At 64.5% G+C, this 18,191-nt stretch carries 15 protein-coding genes and 2 pseudogenes; 6 read left to right on the top strand and 11 right to left on the bottom strand.

All coding sequences use genetic code 11. The features are described 5' to 3' along the window. Nucleotides 1-115 precede the first annotated feature (115 nt). Nucleotides 116-769, top strand: a complete 654-nt coding sequence (locus V1294_RS37350) for a hypothetical protein (protein ID WP_334504296.1) — start codon at nt 116-118, stop codon at nt 767-769. On the opposite strand, the gene V1294_RS37355 is transcribed toward V1294_RS37350, so the two are convergent. Next, nucleotides 766-1,689 carry a DMT family transporter gene (locus V1294_RS37355; RefSeq protein ID WP_334504299.1) on the bottom strand — a complete coding sequence of 308 codons (924 nt, stop codon included), beginning with the start codon at nt 1,687-1,689 and terminating at the stop codon, nt 766-768. The genes V1294_RS37350 and V1294_RS37355 overlap by 4 nt on opposite strands. Before the next feature lie 95 nt (nt 1,690-1,784). Between V1294_RS37355 and pdxR the strand changes: the two genes are divergently transcribed. Next, nucleotides 1,785-3,218, top strand: a complete 1,434-nt coding sequence (gene pdxR / locus V1294_RS37360) for a MocR-like pyridoxine biosynthesis transcription factor PdxR (RefSeq protein WP_334504301.1) — start codon at nt 1,785-1,787, stop codon at nt 3,216-3,218. 25 nt (nt 3,219-3,243) lie between these two features. Here pdxR and V1294_RS37365 read toward each other — a convergent pair whose 3' ends face one another. Beyond that, nucleotides 3,244-5,574, bottom strand: coding sequence for a mechanosensitive ion channel domain-containing protein (locus V1294_RS37365; protein ID WP_334504304.1), 2,331 nt, complete (start codon nt 5,572-5,574; stop codon nt 3,244-3,246). 257 nt (nt 5,575-5,831) lie between these two features. Then, on the bottom strand, nt 5,832-6,812 hold the full coding sequence (locus tag V1294_RS37370; protein ID WP_442895412.1) for an NAD(P)H-dependent flavin oxidoreductase: 981 nt from the start codon (nt 6,810-6,812) through the stop codon (nt 5,832-5,834). Nucleotides 6,813-6,969: 157 nt separating this feature from the next. On the opposite strand from V1294_RS37370, the pseudogene V1294_RS37375 reads away from it, so the two are divergent. Next, a pseudogene (locus V1294_RS37375) lies at nt 6,970-7,245 on the top strand (AMP-binding enzyme); the annotation flags it as partial. A gap of 155 nt (nt 7,246-7,400) precedes the next feature. Here the strand turns inward: V1294_RS37375 and V1294_RS38200 are convergent. The 4 genes and pseudogenes from V1294_RS38200 to minC form a co-directional block, all read right to left on the bottom strand. Further along, nucleotides 7,401-7,918, bottom strand: a pseudogene (locus V1294_RS38200) (GFA family protein). A 36-nt stretch (nt 7,919-7,954) separates the two neighbouring features. After that, on the bottom strand, nt 7,955-8,251 hold the full coding sequence (gene minE, locus V1294_RS37385) for a cell division topological specificity factor MinE (RefSeq protein ID WP_334486003.1): 297 nt from the start codon (nt 8,249-8,251) through the stop codon (nt 7,955-7,957). After that, nucleotides 8,248-9,063 carry a septum site-determining protein MinD gene (minD, locus tag V1294_RS37390; protein ID WP_108512175.1) on the bottom strand — a complete coding sequence of 272 codons (816 nt, stop codon included), beginning with the start codon at nt 9,061-9,063 and terminating at the stop codon, nt 8,248-8,250. Before minD ends, minE begins: the two co-directional genes overlap by 4 nt. A gap of 19 nt (nt 9,064-9,082) precedes the next feature. Beyond that, entirely contained in the window at nt 9,083-9,784 is a 702-nt protein-coding gene (gene minC / locus V1294_RS37395) for a septum site-determining protein MinC (protein WP_334486008.1), read from the bottom strand. 383 nt (nt 9,785-10,167) lie between these two features. Between minC and V1294_RS37400 the strand changes: the two genes are divergently transcribed. Together V1294_RS37400 and V1294_RS37405 are read left to right on the top strand one after the other, a co-directional pair. Further along, complete coding sequence (locus tag V1294_RS37400; protein WP_334504307.1) at nt 10,168-10,965, top strand: hypothetical protein; 798 nt, start codon at nt 10,168-10,170, stop codon at nt 10,963-10,965. A 66-nt stretch (nt 10,966-11,031) separates the two neighbouring features. Further along, complete coding sequence (locus tag V1294_RS37405; RefSeq protein ID WP_334504310.1) at nt 11,032-12,600, top strand: ABC transporter substrate-binding protein; 1,569 nt, start codon at nt 11,032-11,034, stop codon at nt 12,598-12,600. A 52-nt stretch (nt 12,601-12,652) separates the two neighbouring features. On the opposite strand, the gene V1294_RS37410 is transcribed toward V1294_RS37405, so the two are convergent. The 3 genes from V1294_RS37410 to V1294_RS37420 all read right to left on the bottom strand — a co-directional run bounded on the left by V1294_RS37410 (nt 12,653) and on the right by V1294_RS37420 (nt 15,477). Then, the gene (locus V1294_RS37410; RefSeq protein ID WP_334504312.1) at nt 12,653-13,426 is read right to left on the bottom strand and encodes a thioesterase family protein; all 774 of its coding nucleotides are present in this window, start codon (nt 13,424-13,426) and stop codon (nt 12,653-12,655) included. Between the two features lie 127 nt (nt 13,427-13,553). After that, complete coding sequence (locus V1294_RS37415) at nt 13,554-14,291, bottom strand: SDR family NAD(P)-dependent oxidoreductase (RefSeq protein ID WP_334504314.1); 738 nt, start codon at nt 14,289-14,291, stop codon at nt 13,554-13,556. A gap of 97 nt (nt 14,292-14,388) precedes the next feature. After that, on the bottom strand, nt 14,389-15,477 hold the full coding sequence (locus V1294_RS37420; protein WP_334504316.1) for a substrate-binding domain-containing protein: 1,089 nt from the start codon (nt 15,475-15,477) through the stop codon (nt 14,389-14,391). A gap of 113 nt (nt 15,478-15,590) precedes the next feature. On the opposite strand from V1294_RS37420, the gene V1294_RS37425 reads away from it, so the two are divergent. Continuing rightward, nucleotides 15,591-17,078 carry an aldehyde dehydrogenase family protein gene (locus V1294_RS37425; protein ID WP_334504318.1) on the top strand — a complete coding sequence of 496 codons (1,488 nt, stop codon included), beginning with the start codon at nt 15,591-15,593 and terminating at the stop codon, nt 17,076-17,078. A gap of 94 nt (nt 17,079-17,172) precedes the next feature. On the opposite strand, the gene V1294_RS37430 is transcribed toward V1294_RS37425, so the two are convergent. Next, nucleotides 17,173-18,141, bottom strand: a complete 969-nt coding sequence (locus V1294_RS37430) for an NAD(P)H-dependent flavin oxidoreductase (protein ID WP_108512180.1) — start codon at nt 18,139-18,141, stop codon at nt 17,173-17,175. Between the last annotated feature and the right edge of the window lie 50 nt (nt 18,142-18,191).

Genomic DNA, 18,191 nt, shown 5'->3' on the forward strand with positions numbered 1-18,191 from the left:
GGCGGCCGACCATCCTCTGGGGCTATTGTTGGGGCCGATATGGTTAACGGCGCGTTAAGCCTCGCAAGGGCACGGGCCGGAACCTTTAGCGAACAGCGGAGCGGAACAGCCCGGCATGGCCGCAGCGATGCCTCAGACGACAACGGCCACGACCGGGCCGTCGGTTCGCGCCGCGCTGGTGGCGGCCATCGCGATTTCAGCCTTCACGCTGTCGGTCGCGACATTCGAGCTGTCGATGGCGGACTGGCCGTCCGGCTTCGTCCTGCTCGTCGTCGTGCCGCTGGTAGCGCTCGTGTTCTTCGGCGGCATCGTGTGGTCGGCGACGCTGCTTTTGAAGATCCGCTCGGGCGGCGCGAAATTCGCCCTCCCTTTCCTGATCTGCGCGCTGACTCTCGCCATTCTCGCCTACGCACCGCTGCACAAGATCGCCCTTGAGCAGAATTTCCGCTGGCACCGGCAGGTCCGCGAACGGATCGTGGCGCGGGTCGAGGCCGGCGAACTGAAGCCCAACGTCTCCCACAACAAGAACCTGATCGCGCTCGGCGACCGCGAGCCCAACGTTTCCGCTGGTGGTAACGACATCGTCGTCGATGAGACGGACGAAGGCATCTACGTGCTGTTTCTGACCTCACGCGGCCTGAAGCACTATTTCACCGGCTTCCTGCGCGTGCCGCCGGGTGGCGATCCCAGGCTATTCTTCGAGTTCGAGGACAAACCGCCGAGCCAACTCGTCTACTACGACAAGGACTGGTATTTCGTGGCGAATTAGGACGATGGCTTGACGCGCATCGTCGCTCGCGGCCACCCGCCCGCGACGGTGCCGAGCGCGATGCCGCCGATGATCAGTGTCATCGCCAGAAACAGCGACGGCTCGAGCGGCTCGTTCAGCATCACGGTCGCGCTGATGATGCCGAGCAGCGGCGTCGCCAGCAGGCACAGCGACGTTGTGACGGCGGGCAGACTTCGGTTCACCATCGTCATCGCCCAGTTGGCGAACGCTGTGCAGACGATTCCGCTATAGAGCATCAGGGCGGAAAGACGCGCGGTCCACACGATGTGCGGCGCGCCTTCGGTGATCCAGGCAATGGCCGAAAGCAGCGCGGCCGCCAGCAATACCTGCCAGAACACGAGCTGGAAGGGCGTCGAAATCCATTTATGCGCCCGGACGTAGACGATGTTGCCGGCCCAGCAGAACGCTGCGAGCAGAATCAGGCCGCTGCCGAACAGCGCGTCGCGGTCGCCCGAGTTCAGCGTCTGCGGGTTGAAGATGACCGCAAGCCCCGCCAGGCCGCAGCCGATACCGATGGCGCGCCTTCGCGTGATGGGTTCCGACAGCAACATGGCTGCGCCGATCGCGACCCATAGGGGGGTGGTGTAGCCGAGCACGATCGCCCTGCCCGCCGGCACGAACTGCAGACCGGCCGCGACCAGCGCCGAAAACGCCACCAGATGCAGCAGCGAGGTGCAGAACACGACAGGCAGGTCGCCGCGCTTCGGGACGATGAATTGCCCCTGCGCCCACAACATCGGCGCCAGCATCGCGGCGGCGATCATGCAACGCAGTGCCGTCGCCCATAACGGCGGCACGTCCTGCACGATCATCTTGGTCACCGGCCAGTTGGTCCCCCACGCCAGCACGACACCGGCGAGCAGCACCGCCGCGCTGCGGGTTGAAAGTCCACTGGCCATCTCGAACGCGTCCCGTCACGAAGTGATCCGCATTGCCTAGCCCTTCGACTGGCCCTAATGAAAGAACCAGTCTTGGCAGATTTGTGGTGCCAGTTATGGACGACCTGTTGCCCGGAATGCTCGACCTCGCCCGTGACGGCAGCGAAACGCTGACGCGCCAACTGACCGATCAGTTGCGAGAGCTCATCGCCAGGGGACGCCTTGCGCCCGGCCAGCGCCTGCCGTCGAGCCGGCAGCTTGCGCAGTCGCTCGATGTGTCGCGCAACACCGTCTCGTTTGCGATCGAGCAATTGGCCGCGGAAGGCTACCTCTCGCTTTCCGTCGGACGCCGTCCGGAGGTAGCCGCGGGCCTGTCGCTCGATCGCAGGACTTCGCCGCGAAGCAACCGCGCCGGAAGCCCGCGGATAAACCTGTCGGCCTGGGCAGGCGGCCTGCACCGGGCCAACTGGCCGCCTGTTCATGACGGACCGCCGCGGCCGTTTCAGCCCGGACTGGCGGACGAACGCGAGTTTCCGCACGATGCGTGGAGCCGTTGCCTCCGCCGCGCGGCGCGAAATGCACCGCTGCGCCGCGACCGGCCGATCAACCATCCATCGCTGCAGGAAGCCCTGCTCGGGCATCTCGTGGTTCATCGCGGGATCAAGGCCAAAGCCAGCCAGATCCTGATCGTGCCGACGGCGCAAGCCGGCCTGACGCTGGCCGCCAATGCGCTGCTCGAGCGCGGCGACCACGCCTGGATCGAAAGCCCGGGCTATGGCGGCGCCAACGTCGCATTGCATGCCGCCGGAGCCGTCGTTTCCGCCATCCCGCTCGACGCGCAAGGCATGGCCATCTCCTCGCCTAAGGATGCGCCGCGGCTGATCTTCGTCACCCCATCGCACCAGTATCCGACCGGGCGGCTGATGCCGATCGGCCGCCGTCTTGAACTGCTTCGCTTCGCCGACGCCGTGGGCGCCTGCATCATCGAGGACGATTATGACGGCGAATTCCACTATGAGGCGCGCCCGGTGGCCGCGCTGCAGGGGCTCGCGGCGTCGCCGCGCGTGTTCTATCTCGGCACCTTCTCGAAGGCGACCTATGCGGACATCCGCTTCGGCTATCTCGTCGTTCCCGAAGCGCTGATCGATGTGTTCGAGATCGCGCAGCGCCACACGGGAATGTTGGCGTCGATCACGATGCAGGATGCGCTGGCCGAATTCATCAGCGCGGGCGCCTATCTCGGCCACATCAGAAGGATGACGCGCCTCTACAAGGGACGGCGCGACCTCATGCTGCAGGCGCTTGCCGCGGAAGCCGGCGGCCGGCTCAGCATCGAAGCGCCGGCCGGCGGCATGCAACTACTGGCAAGGTGCCAGACCAACGACCGGCAATTGTCGGCGCGGCTGCTCGAAGCCGGCGTTGTCAGCCGTCCGCTATCGGGCATGCTGTATCACAAGACGGGTGAGCAGGGCTTGTTTCTCGGCTTCGCGGCGTGGAATGAAAAGGAGATCGATCAGGCCGCACGCATCCTCGGCCGGATCGTTCGCTAGGTCTCATGGCCGTACTCGTGGCGAACTAGCCAGCCGCCCGCCTCGGCGTTGCAGTTGCGGCGACATCGGCGGGCGCCGGCACCTGCACAAGAATGGTTTGAGCACCGGGCGCGATTTCGACGCCGCACTCCTGGAATCGCCGCTTCATGCGGCGGTTGAATTCGCGTTGCACCGGCCAGCGGCCGGCATCGGTGCAGCGAATCTGGCCGACGATCGAGGCCATCGAGCCGTCCACCTTGTCGACGCCCCACAGTTCGAGATCGCCGCGGATCAGGTGCTGGAATTCCGCCTCGCGGCGCATCTCGGCGACGATGTCCTTCAATATCTGGCCGGCGCGGTCGGTATCTTCCTTGTAGGAGACGTTGACGCTGACGGCCGCGTTGCCGGCGCCGCGGCTCGAATTGGTGATCGTCGTCACCGCGCTGAACGGCACGATGTGCACCGAGCCGTCGCCGGAGCGCAGACGAAGCGTGCGGATCGATACGTTTTCCACCACGCCCGACAAGCCTGACAGCGTGACGTTGTCGCCGACCTGGACGGTGTTCTCGAGCAGCAGAAACAGCCCGGTGATGAGGTCCTGCACCAGCTTCTGCGAGCCGAAGCCGATGGCAATACCGACAATGCCGGCGCCGGCCAGCAGTGGCGCGACGTTGACACCGATTTCGCTCAGCGCGGTGAGGCCGACGACGATGACGATCACGCACAACAGCGCGGTTCGCAGCATCGGCTGAAACGTGCGCAGCCGCGCCGCGCGCGCGTAATGGCCCTCACGCGAGAGCGCATTGATCTTGCGATCCAGCAACGCGTTGCTGATTTCCCAGATTGCCGCCGCAGCGAGCGCGGCAATGCCGACGGTCACCACCGCCGACAGCAACCGGCTGCCGATCTGGCCGCCATAGAACCAGACGACGGCGTCGACGCCCCATACCTCCAGCAGCGCAACAAGGCCGATCAAGGCAATCACCGTCGAGACGATGTTGCGCAACAGCGGCAGATAGCGGTTGGCGCGGGTCTCCAGGCCCGGAAAACGCTGCAGGAGATCCGGGCTGATGCGAAAGCCGCGGTCGATCAGGCCCAACACCAGGATAGTAGCGAGACGCATGATCAGCACGACCGCGATGGTGCCGACGAAATATTGCAGCAGCAGCGCGTAGCCGTTGCGGATGTTCAGCGCCCACACTGCCCACAGAGCGAGATCGAGCGTGATCGCGAGATAATGCCAGAGGCCGGCGACGCGGTTGCGTATCCTGGCCGCAGCGCCGTCGCGGCCCGCCGGCGCGCGAATGGCGTCGGCGACCTGGCGGCGGCACTGCAGGATGACGACGACGACAAAGAGATGCACGACCAGCATCACCAGGCGCAGCACCGTTGCGTAGCCGGCGCGGTGCAGGCCGAGCAGCAGGGCCACATTGGCGAAGGCTATCCCAGCGACGGCGACGGTAACGATGCGGCGCGCCCATATCTCGATATAGGCTGCCGTTTCGGCGCGGACCCGAAACAGGCCGAACGGCCCGGCCAGCGCCCGCACGACGCAAATCAGCGCGCGCGACAGCGCATAGGCATTGACGACCGCGAGGATCACAAGCCGGGTGGTTGAGAGATCGCCGATCCCTGTGCCCAGCAACATCGTGGCTACCCCGATGAAGACGAGCACCGGCAACAATTCAAGCGCGAGACGTCCGAGCACGAAGGGCAGCCTGATCAGCGACTGCCAGGTGCGCGCCAGGCTGAGGCGCCGTTGCTGCAGCTTGGGTTCCGCAACGACATCCGCCGCCGACGACGGCGGATCGACCACGGCCAGCGTCTGCACCGGGGCGCGCGCGGTTTGCGGAAGCCGCGCTTCCAGCAGCGCCACCGGCCGCTTGATGAGGCGGAAGACCAGCCACTCGACAGCAAGAGCGCAGATGAACACCAGCGCCAGTTTCCAGGCGATATCGAGCAGTTGATGATAGGCTGATGGATCTTGGGCGGTGCGCAGGAACCACCAGTAGAACGCCCGATAGTGTGTCAGCGTGCGCGCTATGTCGGCGACCTCGCGCGAGATCTCGCCGACCTGCTCGGACACCGAAAGCAAAAGCTGCGCGCCGAGGCTGTCCGCCGTCAGCGGTATCGCGGATTTCGGCTCAGGCGCCGCCGCTTGCGGCGAGGCATTGGCGATCGCGCGCAACGTCTCGATCACCTGCGCGCGCTTCTTGTCGTCGGAGAGCGTCTCGAGCGCCCGTTTCGCCTGCTCGGGCGAGAGCACGTCAGCCTTATCGGCGGCAGGCGCAGTCGGCGCGCCGCCGGGCTGGGCGAAAGCCGGAAGGATGAACAAGACGCTGGCGAAAAGGATAGACCGCAGGAGCTTGAGCGACACGAAGACCTCTTTGGAAAAAATGCGCCCGACGGCAAAACCGGGATCGGCCTTGCCCTCGTGCTTGCGTCATGTCGGATTGCCTGTTTTCGCCGCCTTCCTGTGTCGGAAGTTTGCCATTGCGACGGTTTTCTCTTGGCATTTGCTCGCATCACAGCGACGCGACTGCGATCAATCGCATGGAACTTCGCAAATGCTGCAAGATGCAAATGCTGCAAGATGCAAATGCTGCAAGACGAGAGGCGCGAAGCGGTAACGCCCTAGCCAGGCCTGACGCGCGCGGCGGCCTCGCGAAACTCCGCTGATGTGCGCGCCACAAGCTCATCGACCGAAAGCAGCTCCGTCACGCCCGAAACGGAATGCCCCGCGCTCCAGATATCCTTCCAGCGTTTTGGACGACTTTCGCGCGCGCCGATGTCGATATCCTTGCCGATATCGATCGCGCCGCGCAGCGGCAGATTATCCGGATCGAGACCGGCGGCCTCGATCGATGGGCGCAGCATGTTGGTCTGCAGGCCGGTGAACGCCGACGTCAGCAGGACATCGTCGGCTGTGCTGGCAACCAGCAGCTCCTTGTATCTGACATTCGCCATGCTCTCGCGGGTAGCGATGAATTTTGTGCCCATATAGGCAAGGTCGCAGCCAAGCGCCTGCGCGGCGCGCAACGCGTGGCCGTCGGAGATGCCGCCCGCCAGCACCAATGGTCCATCGAAGAACGCCCGCACGGCGCGCACAAACACGAAGGGATTGAGCCAGCCGGTCTGGCCGCCCGCGCCGGCCGTCAGCAGCACCAGGCCGTCGGCGCCGGCAGCAACGGCACGCTCGGCATGGCGGATGGAGGCGACATCGGCAAATACCAGCGCACCGGCATCATGCAACGGCCCAATTACCGGGGCCGGCGATCCAACCGAGGTGATCACCATTTCGGGCCGGTGCCGCAGCAGCACCATTAGATCCCGCTCCAGCCGCGCATTGGAGCGGTGCACGATCAGGTTGGCGCAGACCGGCGCTGACGGCTTGCCGCCTGCATCCGCATGCGCCTTCAACCTGATGTCGATATCCGTCAGCCATTCGTCCAGTTGTTCGGAGCTGCGGCAATTCACCGTGGGAAACGAACCGATCACGCCGTTGCGGCAGGCGGCCACTACCAGTTCAACACCGGAGACGAGAAACATCGGTGCCGCGATCAGCGGCAGGCTGAGGCGGTGGCGAAAGCGCGCGAGGAGATCGATTGTTGGCAAGGTGTTTCTTCCCGGCTTGAGCAGACTTCTTGTTGTGCTAGCGTTGCCTGAACATTGGCACGAGAAGGCCAATTACAAAAGCAAGCGGGAGGAAGAAGATGAGCAATCCGCTCTACGCGTTTCCGGCGGCATGCGAACAGCCGTTGCGGGCGCTGGCGAATACTGGAAGCGGCCGGACGCGACGGCGGAGACGCTGAGGAGCGGCTGGCTGCACACCGGCGACATCGCACGATCAGACGAGCGCGGTTACATGTTCATCCTCGACCGCAAGAGGGACATGATCGTCTCCGGCGGCTTCAACATCTTTCCGCGCGAGGTCGAGGATGTGTTGTCGCAGCATGCCGACGTCGCGACGGTCGCCGTGGTCGGCGTGCCCGAGGACAAATGGGGCGAGGCCGTCACCGCCGTGATCGTCGCGCGCGAAGGTGCCCGGGTAGGTACTGCTTCGTGCCCCGGACGCGGTGCAGCGCGGAGCGCTGCTCCGCAGAGCCGGGACCTACAATGGCGACGAGTTGCTTGCTGGATCCCGGATCAGCAGCGCACCACGCCGCTATCGCGGCTCATTGCGCCTCATCCGGGACACGAAAGCTATTTCGACGCAAAGAACTCCGGCCACATCGCACGCCATGCCGGCAACAGGCTTCCCCAGCCGTTCGGCTGGGTTTCGATGCACTGCGCCCCGGGCGCCGGTTGCACCCATGGCTGCGCACTCCGCATAAAGAAATGCGCGGCCGGCATCAGCCATGATGTGTCATCGAGCGTTCCGGCACGAAGACTGACGGTTTCGGGCCGTCCGTCACGTTCGCCATAGAGCCGCGTGCCGCAGTTGCCGCAAAACCGCGAAATGACCGGCGTGCCGTTGGGCGAGGTATGATGCCAGCCATGCGGCTCACCCTTCAGAATCCGAAGTCCTTGAACCTCACCGGCATGTTGAGTGCAAACGCACTGCCGGTCTGGCGCTGACAATCCGTGCAGTTGCAGGTGTAGAGCAGCAACGGAAACGACGTGATCTCGTAACGGATCGCGCCGCACTGACAGCCGCCGGTCATCGGAAGCGAAGGTCGGGTCGATTTCATGGTCGGACTCGAGCGAAACGATCGCCGCATCCTACCGGTAAGTCCATCCTCGATCGATACCGCCCTTCAGCCGGCCATGCGCCTTTCCACCAGCGCCTTCGCCTTGTCGAAATTGTTGGGCACTTCGATGTCGACTTCGAGCGTCGAGACGGTCTTGCCCCGCTCCAGCTTGACGATCACCTTGTCGGGGTCGAGCTGCACGTGTTTCGACACCACCGCGAGGATTTCCTCCCGCAGCGTGACGAGCAGGTCGGACTGGCCGAGCAGCCCGCGCTCGTGCGACAGCAGAATCTGCAGCCGCTCCCGGGCAACCGGGGCAGTTGCAGCGCGGCTGCCGAACAGCCGCAGCAGCCTCATGCTCATGCAGCCCTCCGTCCGAGTAGCCGGTCCATGAAGCCCTTGCGCTCGGCGGGCACGACCATGGCGACTTCCTCACCCATCAGGCGGCGCGAGGCATCGATATAGGCGCGCGCCGGCGCGCTCTCGGCATTGTTGAGCGTCACCGGGGTGCCGACGTTTGACGCTTTAAGTACTTCCTGGCTCTCGGGGATGATGCCGAGCAGCGGGGTGGCGAGGATTTCGAGGATGTCGTCGATCGTGAGCATCTCGCCGCGCGCGGCCCGTGCCGGATCGTAACGGCTGATCAGCACGTGCTTTTCCACGCGCTCGCCGCGTTCCGCCCTCACCGTCTTCGAATCGAGCATGCCGATGATGCGGTCGGAATCGCGCACCGAGGAAACCTCGGGATTGGTGACGATGACGGCTTCGTCGGCATAGCGCATGGCGAGCGTCGCGCCGCGCTCGATGCCGGCCGGGCTGTCGCACAGGATCCAGTCGAACCGGCTCCTGAGCTCGGCGATGACGCGGCCGACGCCTTCATCGGTCAGCGCATCCTTGTCCCTTGTCTGCGAGGCTGGCAGCAGCCAGAGATTTTCCAGCCGCTTGTCGCGGATCAACGCCTGCGGCAGCTTCGCGACGCCCTGAACCACATTGATGAGATCGAACACTACGCGGCGTTCGGCGCCCATCACGAGGTCGAGGTTGCGCAGGCCGACGTCGAAATCGACCACCACAACGCTCTGCCCGCTTTGCGCAAGCGCCGCGCCGAGCGCAGCCGTCGAGGTGGTCTTTCCAACGCCTCCCTTGCCCGAGGTAACGACCAGCACCTTGGCCATACGCGATCTCCTTAACCGGTTAATTCAGCGGGGTAATTTTCATGGTGTCCCCCTCCAGCCAGGCTTGCGCCGGGCGGTTGCGGAGCGAGATGTCGATTTCTTCTGCAGTCTGGTAGTAGCCGTCGATGGCAAGCAACTCCGCCTCGATCTTCTGGCAGTAGATCCGCGCATTGGAATTGCCGTTGACGCCCGCCATCGCGCGGCCGCGCAGCGTCCCGTAGATGTGGATCGATCCGCCGGCGACGATCTCCGCGCCTGACCCGACCGAGCCCAGCACGGTGACGTCGCCCTCGATGAAGACGATCGACTGGCCCGAACGCACCGGGCTATCGAGCAGCAGCGAAGTCGGCTTCGGCTTGGCCTCCGGCTCGGGCTTCTGCACCGGCTCGTTTCGCGTGATCACGCAGGCGCGGCCGCCGGTCAGCAAGGGCGGCATGTTCGCCGCAAGCCGCTCTTCGTCCACGCCCTCGATGCCGAGGACGCGAATGCCGCGCTCGTTGAGGCTGTTCACGAGATGAGCGATGGCGGCGCCGGAGAGGTCGACGGATGCGAGATCGAGCACGATCGGCTTGCCGACGAAATAGCCCGGCGAGCGCGCCAGCGTGGCGTCGATTTCGGCGAGCCATTCCACGATCGGCACGACGGGGCTGAATACAAACGCGACATAGGAACGGCCGCGCAGCCGGACCAATTGACGCGTGGGATCCGCTCGTACGTCCATGATGTTTCGACTCGCCTTTCTTAGTGAATGGTTAACAATCGGCCAACTTGGTTAACGAGTAATTAATGCGGCAACCCGCGCTACGCGCAGAAAAGGCCCGCAACAGGCGGCGAATCCGGCGCATTTGTGGCTGTTTCTTGCTGCCGACCGCGCGGAGCGCACGTCAAACCCTATCCCTATAGGGGTCTTGCGAGTTGTAGTTAACAAGACCTCAACTTACTTTCGTCACGTTTCCGACCTAAATTAGTCCTCGCGCGGTTCCAACAAACTTATGTGTGCTGGCAGCTGTAAGGGTCTGGCAGTCCATTCCGTCGGGCAGACGGACATTTGCCGGCAGGGGACTTAAGGCAGTGGAAGCCGTGGGGAAGGTGTGGCCGCGAGACATGATCTCGCAGCGAGAAATGATCTCGCAGAAAGGTGTCGTCGGACGAAAGGACGACGCCCCACATTTTGATTCAAATCTTCCGACCAAACTTAGCGGCGCCTGGGGAGCGGACGTGGATTCCTCCGCGCGCCTGCTCCATGAGCTGGAACTCCTGTCCAATACGTCCGCATCCGTTTCGCCGCCAACCAATCCGCCGGGTCATCCGCCGAGTGCCAATCCGCCAAGTGTCATGAGGAGTAAGCGTATGAGTAGTGTCAGTGAGCAGGAACATCTCAATCCCCGCGATCCGCTGTACTACGCGCCGCGCTCGCTCCGTGAGCGGTCGGCGGCCCGCGGCGCAATCCCGGAGACGCCGTTTTCTCCGGTGTCGTTCGACTCCCAGCTCGAGAGCGCGGTATCCGATGCGCTGCGCCATCCGCTCGATCCCGAGCTCATGCACGAACCCGACCTGGAGTCGAAAAAGGCATTGTGGACCATCGCGGCGCGCTTCGCTGCCGCCATCGGCGTCGCGGCTCTCGTGGCGCTGTTCTTCGTCGTCGCCGTGCCCGGCTCGCGGCAAGGCGATGGTGAGCCGTCGACGTCGACATTCACCAACGTCACACAGTCGATCAAGAACGCGCTGTCTCAATCCGGAGAGGCTTCGCAAAAGCCTGCGATCAACGAATTCCAGGCTCTGCTCGCCTCCACCCCGCCGAGCGCTCCGGCGGCGTCCGAGCAGGACAGCCAATTGCTCAAGCAGTTCATGCAGTGGCGCGAGAAGCCGGATTCGGCCGCGCCACAACGTACCAACCCATAATTCAGACGGAGGGCTGACCATGCCCGAGAACCGACTTTCGGCGATCTTGTTCCCAAGGAGTCTGCCATGACCTCGCTCCGCGTCACCTTATTGGTCGGGGCCATGCTCTTCGGCATCGCGGGCAGCGCCCAAGCCGCCGGCGACATCACCATCGTGCGCGACCTTGCCGGCCGCGTCGGCCCCGTGATCGGCTCGGCACAGGCTTGCCGCGACATTGCGCGGCCCCGCATCCAGACCATTATCGACAAGTTTTCACAGGTGATCCGGGAAGCCTCGTCGAACGAGGCGGAGCGTTCCGATCTCACCCAGACATTCGATCGCACCGTGGCCGAAGGACGCGCCGCTGTGTCCTCGGGCAGGGTCGATTGCATCCGGGCCGACCGTCAGTTGGCCGATCTCGAACGCTCGATCTCCGGACCGAGCCTCTCCAGCGTCATCGGCCCGTCGCCGGCCGCCGCTGCGACCGCCGCCAACGCGGCGACCGCGCCGACAGCCAATGTCCCGACCGGCCCGCTGCCGCGCGGCATCGGCGAAAAGGAAATTCGCTTCGGCATCGCGGCCCCCTTCTCCGGCTCGGCCCGCGAGCTCGGCCGCCAGATGAAACTCGGAATCGAAACCGCCTTCAACCGGATCAACGATTCCGGCGGCGTGGACGGCCGGATGCTGAAATTGTTCGCCGCCGACGACGGCTACGAGCCCTCGCGCACCGCCGAGGCCATGAAGCAGCTCTATGAAAAGGACCAGGTGTTCGGCATCGTCGGCAATGTCGGCACCCCGACCTCGGCGGTGGCGGTCCCCTATGCGCTCGAACGCCGGATGCTTTTCTTCGGGGCCTTCACCGGCGCCAATATCCTGCGCAACGATCCGCCGGATCGCTACGTCTTCAATTATCGCGCCAGCTATGTTCAGGAAACCGACGCGGTCGTTCGTTACCTCGTCAAGATACGCCGGCTGCAGCCCCGGCAGATCGCGGTCTTTGCGCAGCAGGACTCCTACGGCGATTCCGGATTTGCGGGCGTCGCAAAAGCGTTCCGCTCGATGGGCGTGAACGATGGCGCCATCCTTCGCCTCAACTATGCGCGAAACACCGTCGACGTGGACGATGCCATCAACCAGTTGAAGCTTGCGAAGCCGCCGATCAAAGCGGTGGTCATGGTCGCCACCTACCGGGCCGCGGCGCGTTTCATCGAGAAGACCCGCGATCTTTATCCCGGCATGATCTACTCCAACGTCTCGTTCGTCGGCTCCACCGCGCTTGCCGAAGAGCTGAAGCTCCTCGGGCCGCGGTACACGAACGGCGTGATCGTGACACAAGTGGTGCCGGCGGTGTCGGGCTATTCGTCGGCCGTGCTCGAATACAAGAACGCGCTCGCCAAATATTTCCCTGGCGAGGCGCCCGACTACGTCTCGCTCGAGGGCTATGTCGCCGCCAACGTCCTGATCCAGGGCATCAAGCGGGCCGGACCGCAGCTCGATACCGAGAGGCTGATCGACACGCTGGAGAACATGCGCAATCTCGACCTCGGTCTCGGGACCCAGCTGAGCTTCGGCCGCTCCGAGCACCAGGCCTCGAACAAGGTGTGGGGCACGGCGCTCGATGAGAGCGGACGCTATCAGCCGCTCGAGCTCGAATGATCAGGAAGCCGCGATATCAGTGTCGCGGCCTCACCACGCCGTCTGCCTGCGCTCAGCGCTTCTCGATCACCAGGCTCTGGATGGCGCGGCCGAAATAGCCGCGCGCGTCGGCGAGCCGCGCCATCGCGAGCCCCGCGCCGTCGGGACCGATCCAGGATTCGGCATCGAGCAGGATCCAGTCGCCGGCCGGTTCGCGAGAAAAATTCACGGTCAGGTCGGCGTTGAGAAAGGTCCATTCGCGAAAATCCAGCACCGCGGAGGTGCCGTTGCAGAAATCCGCCGCTGCCATCGCTCGCATCGCCTGCGAAACGGCTGCGCCTTCCACGATCGGCCGGTCGACGCGATACCAGATCGCGCCGGGGCCGGGCGAGCCGAACCGGCCGCGGGCGGCACGCAGCGACATGCCGGTCACGAATGGGCTGGAGGAAAAATCCACCCGCTCGACCCGCGATTGATCCGGCCCCGGTAGCTCGACCGGCAAGATGGCAGCCTCGGGCGGCAATTCGTTCGCCTGCACCTTGATCTTTAGCACGGTCGCCCCGACCACGACGACGCCTTTGGCGAGCAGCCTGACGGCGCAGAGCTGGATCTTGCGCCCCTCGCGCAAGACTTCGCTCTCGATGGTCAGCGGCCCCACCGGCACGGGGCGCATCAGGTCGACGGTCACGCGGGCGATCCGCATCGGGATGGCCGTCGGAATCCGCTCCGCCGCCCACACCACCAGCGCCGCCGGCGGCGAGCCATGCTGCATGCTCGGGTCCCAGGGACCCGCAGCAAAGGGGCTGGTGACGACGTCGTTGCCGTCAACACGAAAGATGGCATGCATCGGGTGGGAGGTCCTGTCGATCAAATGGAACAGCTTCTTGCCTGCTTCGGCGGAACGAGTCGAGGCCGTGGCGGGCAGAGCGCCGTGCGCCATTCGCGGGATACGGAGAGCAGGACAGCAGCAGGCTTCAAATGAACGCCATGCCGCCATTGAGGACGATGGTCTGCCCGGTCATGTAGCTGTTGCCCAGCACCATCGCGACCGCTTGCGCCACCTCGTCGGCCTGGCCCATGCGGCCGAGCGGAATGTTGCGGGCGAGATCGGTCCGGCCGCCCATCATGTCGGTTGCGATCAGCGACGGCGCCACCGCGTTAACGGTGATGCCTTCCTTGACCAGCCGCGCGGCATAGCCTCGCGTCAGCCCTTCCATGCCGGCCTTGGAGGCGTTGTAGTGCACGCCGATGGCGCCAGCGCCGCGCGCCGCACCCGACGAGATATTGACGATGCGACCCCATTTGCGCGCCCGCATCGCGGGCAGCACCGCCTGCGTGCACAGGAATGCCGATTTCAGGTTCACCGCGATGGTGCGGTCGAAATCGTCCTCGGTGAGGTCATCGACGCCGCGCACGATCGCCATGCCGGCATTGTTGACGAGGATGTCGATCGGCCCGAGCGCGGAAGCGACCTGCTCGACCATAGCCGCCACGGCCGCCGCCTGCGAGACATCGGCCGCGACTGCGATCGCACGGCCGCCGCCGGATTTGATTTTGGCCACGACGGCATCGGCATCATCGGCCCGCTCGCGGTAATTCACCGCAACCGCTGCGCCGGCCTCGGCCAGCACGTGTGCAATCGCCGCACCGATGCCGCGGGACGCCCCCGTCACCAGCGCGACACGCCCGCTCAAATCCTGTCCGGTCGCCATCGAAACCTCATCTGACGTCAAATGCGGATGCAATCATATCACTGCGGAAGAGCGGGAGTCGAAACGCTGACGATGTGAACGGCGCCCCGGCAGAATATCAGATCGCGTTCGACCCCACGCTCTCCAGAAACTCGTTCACAGTGCTGACCTTGCCGGTGTTGGTCGCGACGTAACCGGGCAGGCTCGCAACCCCCTCCTGGAACTCGCGGCCCTTCATGATGTCGATGATGCGCCGCATCGGCTCGGTTTCGAGAAATGCCCGCTTGCAGACGAATAAATAGTCTTCCGTCAACAACCGGATGAAATCGAGCCCGAACTGCCGGGCGGCGGCCTCGACGCCGAAACTCACATCCGCCATGCCGCTGGCGACATAGGCGGCGACGGCGGCGTGGGTGAACTCCATTTGCTGCGCACCGTTGATTTTGGCCTCGTCGACCTTGTGCAGCGCCAGCAACTGATCGAACAGCAGCCGCGTGCCGGAATCATGGTCGCGGTTGACGAAGCGGGCCTTGCGCTCGACGACATCCTCGAGAGAGCTGATCTTCAGCGGGTTGCCGCGCTTGACCATCAGGCCCATCTCCCGCGTCACGAAACTGATCACGCGGTCCTCGCGCGGATCGAGCCATTCCCTGCACGCCCGGATGCCCTGCGCGCGCAATTCGCCGCGCGGCAGATGCACGCCGGAAAGATCGCACGCGCCCTGCGCCAGCGACACCAGCGAATTCTGATTGCTGACATAACGCAGATCGACGCCGATGCCGGGTTCACGGTCCAGCAATTCGCGCAATTTCGACACCGCAAAACCGTGGCTGGCGTGAACGCGGATAACGGACGGGCGCTGATGCAGGAACGGCTTGATCTCGGTGACGAGTTCCTGCGCAAGATTTTCGAGCTGCGGACCGAGCCGCGCCTGCATGCGCTCTCCGGCCCAGACCAGTTTTTCGCCGAAGGCAGTGAGCGCCGTGCCCTTGCCGCGCTGGGTCTCGACCAGCGGCACGCCGAAGAAATCGGACCATTGCTCGACCAGATTCCAGACATGCCGATAGGAGAGCTGGGCGTGCTTCGCCGCGCTGGTGAGTTTCCCGGTCTTTCGGATTTCATTGAGAACGCCGAGCATCACCACCGCCGTCTCCGGGCTGCCTTCCTTGTGAAATCGCCAGACGGTTTCGATCTCGACGTGATGCATCGCGCTAACTTATGAAGTTGACTGCATATCCATGCAAACCATAGGCACACCATATCATATTTACAAAGGGCCATCTCCTCCTAATTTCAGGCACAACAACCGGAGGAAATATGATGTCTATTGCATATGATTACGGCCGCGAATCCAACCCCGCCATCGCATCCGGCAAGCCCCGGCTGCTGCTGATCGACGGCCGGCACGTCCCGTCCGCCTCCGGCCGCACGTTCAAGACCCTCAATCCGGCCAACGAACAGGTCATCGCGACGGTGGCCGAAGGCAACGAGGCCGACGCCGATCGCGCGGTGGCGGCGGCGCGGCGCGCCTTCGAGGGCCCCTGGCGCAGCATGCGCGCCTCCGAACGCGGCCAGATTTTGCTCCGTCTGGCCGAGCTGATGAAGCAGCACGCCGACGAGATCGCAGCCCTTGAAAGCCTCGATGCCGGCAAGCCGATCGCGGGCGTGCTGCGGCAGGATCTTCCCGCCGCCATCGATACGCTGACTTACTATGCCGGCTGGGCCGACAAGATCAGCGGCGAGGTGGTCTCGACGCGGGAGGACGCGCTCACCTACACCATGCGGGAGCCGGTTGGCGTGGTTGCCGCCATCGTGCCGTGGAATTTCCCGCTGATGATCGGGATGTGGAAACTGGCGCCGGCGCTGGCTTGCGGCTGCACCATCGTGATGAAGCCCGCCGAGCTGACATCGCTTTCCGCATTGCGCATCGGCGAGCTGGCGCTCGAAGCCGGATTGCCGCCCGGCGTTCTGAACATCGTTACCGGCCCCGGACGGGTGGTCGGCGACGCGCTGGTCAATCATCCTGATGTCGACAAGGTGACGTTTACGGGATCGCCGGGCGTCGGCCGCGGCATCCTGCGCGGCGCCGCCGGCAATTTCAAACGCGTGTCGCTCGAGCTCGGCGGCAAGTCCGCCAACGTCATCTTCGACGATGCCGATATCGAGGCGGCCAGCAAGGCGGCGGCGTCGGGAATCTTCTTCAATGCCGGGCAGGCGTGCTCGGCCGGCTCGCGCGTGCTGGCTCATGAGAAGGTCTATGACGAGGTGGTCGAGCGGCTGACGCAGCGCGCCAGGGCCATCCGCATCGGCGATCCCGCCGATCGCGCCACGGCGATGGGGCCGGTGATCTCCGAGAAGCAGATGAAGAGTATCCTCGATTACGTGGATATCGGCCGCAACGAAGGCGCGCGGCTGACGACGGGCGGCGAACGCGTTGGCGACCGCGGCTATTTCATCAGCTCCGCCGTGTTTGCCGACGTCGAGCACCAGATGCGCATCTCGCAGGAAGAAATCTTCGGGCCCGTGGTGAGCGTCATCAAGTTCAAAGATGAAGCCGAAGCGCTCCGCATCGCTAACGGCACGGCCTACAGCCTCGCAGCCGGCGTCTGGAGCCGCGACATCGGACGGGTGCAGCGTTTCGCCAAGCAGGCGAAGGCCGGAACGGTCTGGATCAACACCTATGGCTACACGGACGTGCGGCTGCCATGGGGCGGTGTGCGCGATTCAGGATTCGGCCGCGAACACGGCACGGCCGCGCTGGAGAATTTTACCGAGCCGAAGGCCGTCTGGATGAATCTGGACGTGTGAGCGCCACACGCGACTGCCGAGGGACCGCGAAGGCGACTTTCAAGGCCTCACCTTGGCCGCCCTCTCCTCGTAAGGGAGAGAGCGCTGGCCGCCGTTACAATGCCGGGTCGACCGCCTCGTCATATTCTCGTCTGAACCGCGCGATCAGTTCGGCAGCCGGCAAGACCTTGGCGACGCTGCCGACGCCCTGGCCGGAGCCCCAGATTTCCTTCCAGGCCTTTGGCTTGGCGCGCTCGCCCGACGCGTCCGTACCGAAGCTCATTTTTGAGGGATCCGAGGTCGGGAGATTGTCGGGATCCATGCCGGCCGCGACGATCGACGGCTTCAGATAATTGCCGTGTACGCCGGTGAACAGGTTGGAATAGACGATGTCTTCGGCAGCCGAGGCCGTGATCATCTGCTTGTAGCCCTCGACCGCATTGGCTTCGGTGGTGGCGATGAAGGCGGAGCCGATATAGGCAAAGTCGGCGCCCAGTATGCGCGCGGCGCGGATGGCGCGGCCGTTGGCAATCGCGCCTGACAACGCGATCGGACCGTCGAACCAGGCCCGCGTCTCCGCCACGAAGGCCAGCGGCGAAATCTCGCCGGCATGGCCGCCGGCGCCGGCCGAGACCAGGATCAATCCGTCGGCGCCCTTCTCGACCGCCTTGTGCGCGAACTTCTGGTTGATCACGTCGTGGAAAACGATGCAGCCCCAGCCATGCGCGGCCTGATTGAGTTCCTCGCGCGCGCCGAGAGAGGTGATCATCATCGGCACCTTGTGTTTTTCACAAAGCGCCAGATCCTGATCGAGCCGGTTGTTCGACTTGTGCACGATCTGGTTCACCGCAAACGGTGCCGACGGCCGCTCGGGATGCGCCTTGTCGTAAGCGGCGAGTTCTTCCTTGATCCGCGCCAGCCACTCGTCGAGCAGCGCCGGCGGGCGTGCGTTGAGCGCCGGGAACGAGCCGACCACACCCGCCTTGCATTGCGCGATCACGAGATCCGGCACGGAAATGATGAAGAGCGGCGCACCGATCACGGGTAGCGACAAACGGCCCTTGAACAAGGCAGGCATGGACATTCGAAACGATCCTTCGGTTTATTCAAACGGTGAGGCATCGCCGTAGAGAT

It is taken from the genome of Bradyrhizobium sp. AZCC 1678 (assembly GCF_036924765.1).
Lineage (GTDB): Bacteria > Pseudomonadota > Alphaproteobacteria > Rhizobiales > Xanthobacteraceae > Bradyrhizobium > Bradyrhizobium algeriense.

What these genes read in the sequence shown, in the direction of transcription:
- V1294_RS37405 (WP_334504310.1), top strand. Translation starts at nt 11,032, where the DNA reads ATGACCTCGCTCCGCGTCACCTTATTGGTCGGGGCCATGCTCTTCGGC.
- V1294_RS37420 (WP_334504316.1), bottom strand. Translation starts at nt 15,477, where the DNA reads ATGCATCACGTCGAGATCGAAACCGTCTGGCGATTTCACAAGGAAGGC.
- V1294_RS37400 (WP_334504307.1), top strand. Translation starts at nt 10,168, where the DNA reads ATGATCTCGCAGCGAGAAATGATCTCGCAGAAAGGTGTCGTCGGACGA.
- V1294_RS37430 (WP_108512180.1), bottom strand. Translation starts at nt 18,141, where the DNA reads ATGTCCATGCCTGCCTTGTTCAAGGGCCGTTTGTCGCTACCCGTGATC.
- V1294_RS37350 (WP_334504296.1), top strand. Translation starts at nt 116, where the DNA reads ATGGCCGCAGCGATGCCTCAGACGACAACGGCCACGACCGGGCCGTCG.
- V1294_RS37415 (WP_334504314.1), bottom strand. Translation starts at nt 14,291, where the DNA reads ATGGCGACCGGACAGGATTTGAGCGGGCGTGTCGCGCTGGTGACGGGG.
- pdxR (WP_334504301.1), top strand. Translation starts at nt 1,785, where the DNA reads ATGGACGACCTGTTGCCCGGAATGCTCGACCTCGCCCGTGACGGCAGC.
- minC (WP_334486008.1), bottom strand. Translation starts at nt 9,784, where the DNA reads ATGGACGTACGAGCGGATCCCACGCGTCAATTGGTCCGGCTGCGCGGC.
- V1294_RS37425 (WP_334504318.1), top strand. Translation starts at nt 15,591, where the DNA reads ATGTCTATTGCATATGATTACGGCCGCGAATCCAACCCCGCCATCGCA.
- V1294_RS37355 (WP_334504299.1), bottom strand. Translation starts at nt 1,689, where the DNA reads ATGGCCAGTGGACTTTCAACCCGCAGCGCGGCGGTGCTGCTCGCCGGT.
- minE (WP_334486003.1), bottom strand. Translation starts at nt 8,251, where the DNA reads ATGAGCATGAGGCTGCTGCGGCTGTTCGGCAGCCGCGCTGCAACTGCC.
- V1294_RS37410 (WP_334504312.1), bottom strand. Translation starts at nt 13,426, where the DNA reads ATGCATGCCATCTTTCGTGTTGACGGCAACGACGTCGTCACCAGCCCC.
- minD (WP_108512175.1), bottom strand. Translation starts at nt 9,063, where the DNA reads ATGGCCAAGGTGCTGGTCGTTACCTCGGGCAAGGGAGGCGTTGGAAAG.